4 protein-coding genes are annotated in these 4,034 nt (G+C 70.7%); all 4 read left to right on the top strand.

The window, feature by feature from the left end:
* A partial coding sequence (dalD, locus tag AC1D2K_RS31275; RefSeq protein ID WP_478093894.1) for a D-arabinitol 4-dehydrogenase occupies positions 1 to 1,389 on the top strand: 1,389 nt, incomplete at its 5' end.
* Positions 1,386 to 2,174, top strand: a complete 789-nt coding sequence (locus tag AC1D2K_RS31270; RefSeq protein WP_478093892.1) for an L-iditol 2-dehydrogenase — start codon at positions 1,386 to 1,388, stop codon at positions 2,172 to 2,174. The genes dalD and AC1D2K_RS31270, both read left to right, overlap by 4 nt.
* Before the next feature lie 24 nt (positions 2,175 to 2,198).
* Entirely contained in the window at positions 2,199 to 3,137 is a 939-nt protein-coding gene (locus tag AC1D2K_RS31265; protein ID WP_478093891.1) for an AraC family transcriptional regulator, read from the top strand.
* Positions 3,138 to 3,149: 12 nt separating this feature from the next.
* A partial coding sequence (gene xylB / locus AC1D2K_RS31260) for a xylulokinase (RefSeq protein WP_478093889.1) occupies positions 3,150 to 4,034 on the top strand: 885 nt, incomplete at its 3' end.

Here is a 4,034-nt window from a genome sequence, read left to right as displayed (position 1 = left end):
GTGCTGCACCTCGGGCTCGGCTCTTTCCATCGCGCGCACCAGGCGCTGTACCTGCAGCTGTTGATCGACGCCGGCGACACCCGCTGGTCGATCACCGGCGCCAATCTGCGGCCCGACATGGCCGAGGTCGAATCCGCCCTGCGCGCGCAGGACGGCCGCTACACGCTGGAGACCGTGTCTCCGGCCGGCGACTTCCGCTACCAGCGCATCGCGTCGATCCGCGAGGTGCTGCCCTATGACGCCCGCCTGGCGGCGGTGATCGCCCGCGGCGCCGAGCCGCGCACGCGGGTGATCTCGTTCACGGTGACCGAGGCCGGCTACTACCTCGACCCGCAGGACCGGCTCGACCTCACGGCGCCCGACATCGCCGGCGACCTCGAGCAGGCGCGCCGAGGCGTCGCCGGCGGCACGATCTATGGCGCGATCTGCGCCGTTCTCCGGGCGCGCCGGGCCGCGGATGCGGGCCCCGTCACGCTGCTGAACTGCGACAACCTGCGCCACAACGGGGACCGCTTCCGCAAGGGCCTGATCGAGTTCATCGAGCGCGCCGGCGAGAGCGGTCTGCTCGACTGGGTGCGCAGCCAGACGAGCAGCCCGAACGCGATGGTCGACCGCATCACCCCGCGGCCGCCGCCCGAACTGCGCCGGCGGGTGCGCGAGGCCACCGGCTGGGACGACGCCGCGCCGGTCACCAGCGAGAGCTTCATCCAGTGGGTGATCGAGGACCGGTTCATCCACGGACGACCCGACTGGGGGCGCGTCGGCGTGCAGCTGGTCGATTCGGTCTCGCCCTACGAGGAAGCCAAGATCCGCATCCTCAACGCCAGCCACAGCGGCATCGCCTGGGCCGGCACCCTGGCCGGACTGCAGTACATCCACGAAGGCACGCACACCGCCGCCATCCGGCGCATCGCCTATGACTACGTCACGGACGATGTCATCCCCTGCCTGGACCGGCCCGGGCAGCCGAGCCCGGTCGACCTGCCCGCCTACCGCGACGTGGTGCTCGACCGCTTCGGCAATCCGGCCATCCGCGACACCAACCAGCGGGTGGCGATGGACGGCTTCTCGAAGATCCCGGGGTTCATCGCGCCGACGGTGCGCGAGCGGCTTTCGCGCGGCGAAGGCATCGCGAGCGTGGCCATGCTGCCGGCCCTGTTCCTGGCCTTCCTGCAGCGCTGGCACCAGGGCACCCTGCCCTACACCTACCAGGACCAGGGCATGGACGAAGGCGCCGCGCATGCGATCTGCGCCGCCGCCGATCCGGTGGCGGCGCTTTGCGCCGACCACGGACTGTGGGGCGACGCGGCCGGCGATGCGCGGCTGGTCGCGGCGATGCGCGATGGCGCCGCGCGGGTCCGGCAATTCATCCAGGGAGCCACGAAATGAGCGGCCGTCTTGCACAACGCCATGTCCTGATCACCGGTGCCGGCGGCGGCATCGGGCTCGCGATCGCCGAGGCCTGCCTGGCCGAAGGTGCGCGCTGCACGCTGGCCGACCGGTCGGCAGAGCCGTCCGATGGCGTCGCGCGGCTGCAGCGCAGGCACCCCGAGGCCGTGGCCTACGTGGCGGCGGACGTCAGCGACGCGGCCGCGGTGGGCGGCCTGCTCTACGCGGCGCGAGCGGCGCACGGAGAGATCCACACGCTGGTCAACAACGCCGCGATCTTCKAGATGGCGCCGCTGCTCGAGAGCGACGAGGCCTCCTTCGACCGGTTGTTCGCGGTCAACGTCAAGGGCATGTTCTTCACCATGCAGCGCGTGCTGCAGCACATGGTCGACAGCCGTGTCACGGGCGGCTCGGTCATCAACATGGCCTCGCAGGCCGGCCGGCGCGGYGAGGCGCTGGTGTCGCACTACTGCGCGACCAAGGCCGCGGTCATCAGCTACACGCAGAGTGCCGCGTTGGCGATGGCGCCCCACGGCATCCGGGTCAACGCGATCTCRCCGGGCGTGGTCGACACGCCGATGTGGAATCACGTCGACGCGCTGTTCGCCCGCTACCAAGGCCTCCAGCCGGGCGAGAAGAAGCGCCAGGTGGGGCTCGAGGTCCCGCTGGGGCGCATGGGAACGCCCGGCGACATCGCCGCCGCCGCCGTGTTCCTGGCCAGCGACGAGGCGCGCTACATCACGGCGCAGACGCTCAACGTCGACGGTGGTAATGTCATGAGCTGAAGGTACATGGGAAAGGACCGCCTCATGTCATCCCCGCGCCAACGCCATCTGCCCCGCGACCGAAAACCCGAACTCGAGCGCGACTTCACGCGTTCGCCCGCGCTGGGCTACGAGGCGCCCGAGGACGCCGGCCTCGTGCGCTGCCTCGCGCACGGCTTCCCGAGCCCGCTGGTGCGCTGGCATTTCCACGAAGAGTACGAGCTGCACCTGATCACCGAGACCTCCGGCCGGGCCTTCGTCGGCGACTGGATCGGGCCCTWCCATCCCGGCCAGCTGGTGCTTTGCGGGCCGCGCCTGCCGCACAACTGGATCTCGCTCGACGTCCCCGAGGGAGGCTCGACCGACCGCGACCGCGTGATCCAGTTCCGCCACGATCCGATCGAGCGCGCGGCGGCCGACATCCCCGAACTGCGCGAAGCGCTGCAGCTGCTCGGGCGGGCCCGACACGGCATCGAGTTCTTCGGTTTCGAGGAGCGTGCGCTGGCGCAGTGGGACGCCATCAAGGCCGCGCGCGGATTGCAGCGGCTCGCGCTCTTCCTCGAGTACCTGGCCGAACTCGCGCACTGCAGCGACTACCGCCTGCTCTCGAACGTGCAGATGAAGGGGGTCGAAGACGACACCGAGGTCGACCAGATCAACATCATCGTCAACCGCATCACCGCCAACCTGGCCGAGCCAGTGGCGATGGCCGACATCGCTAGCGAGCTCGGCATGAGCGAAAGCCGCTTCAGCCGCTTCTTCAAGCGCTCCACCGGCAACAGCTTCACCGACTTCGTGAACCGCGTGCGCATCAACAGCGCCTGCCACCTGCTGATGCAGACCGACCACTACGTGACCGACATCTGCTACCAGGTCGGCTTCAACAACGTGGCCAACTTCAATCGGCGCTTCCTCGAGATCAAGGGCATGACGCCGACCGAGTTCCGGCGCCAGAGCGACAGCCGCTTCGGCAGCCTGGCCTGACCAGGGTGCGGCATGTACCTCGGCCTCGATCTCGGAACCTCGGAGTTGAAGGCGCTGCTGCTGGACCGGGACCATCGCATCGTCGCCCTGGCGCGTGCATCGCTGGAAGTGGACCGGCCGGCACCGCTGTGGTCGGAGCAGCCGCCTACCCGATGGTGGGGAGCGCTGGAGGCCGCCATGGCGGTTCTGCGCCAGGGCCATGCCGAGGCGTTGGCCGGCGTCCGCGCGATCGGACTGTCGGGCCAGATGCACGGCGCGGTCGCGATCGACGCCGCCGGCGCGGTGCTGCGACCGGCGATCCTCTGGAACGACGGCCGCAGCGCGCCGCAGTGCGAGGCGCTGATGGCGCGGGTGCCCGGCCTCGGCGCGATCGCCGGCACCCTCGCGATGCCGGGCTTCACCGCGCCCAAGCTCATGTGGATGCGCGAGCACGAGCCTGAGCTCTTCGCGCGCACCGCCTGCGTGCTGCTGCCGAAGGACTGGCTGCGCTACCGGCTGAGCGGCACGCGGGCGAGCGACATGTCGGACGCCTCGGGCACCTTGTGGCTCGACGTCGCGGCGCGCGACTGGTCCGACGCCCTCCTGGCCGCGACCGGGCTCACGCGCGACCACATGCCGCGGCTGGTCGAAGGCAGCGAACCGGCAGGCGCCCTGAGCCCCGACCTGGCGGCGCGCTGGGGCCTCGCGGCCGGCATTCCGATCGCCGGCGGCGGCGGCGACAACGCGGCGAGTGCGGTCGGGATGGGGCTGGTCGGCGCGGGACAGGGCTTCGTCTCGCTCGGCACCTCGGGCGTCATCTTCATTTGCGGCGAACGCTTCGAGCCCGACCCCGGGCGGGCGGTCCATGCCTTCTGCCATGCGCTGCCGGGCCGCTGGCACCAGATGTCGGTGATGCTG

The organism is Variovorax sp. P1_H12_2, assembly GCF_056405335.1.
Note: the sequence above shows the minus strand (reverse complement) of the source record. Positions and strands in the feature narration are given on the sequence as shown.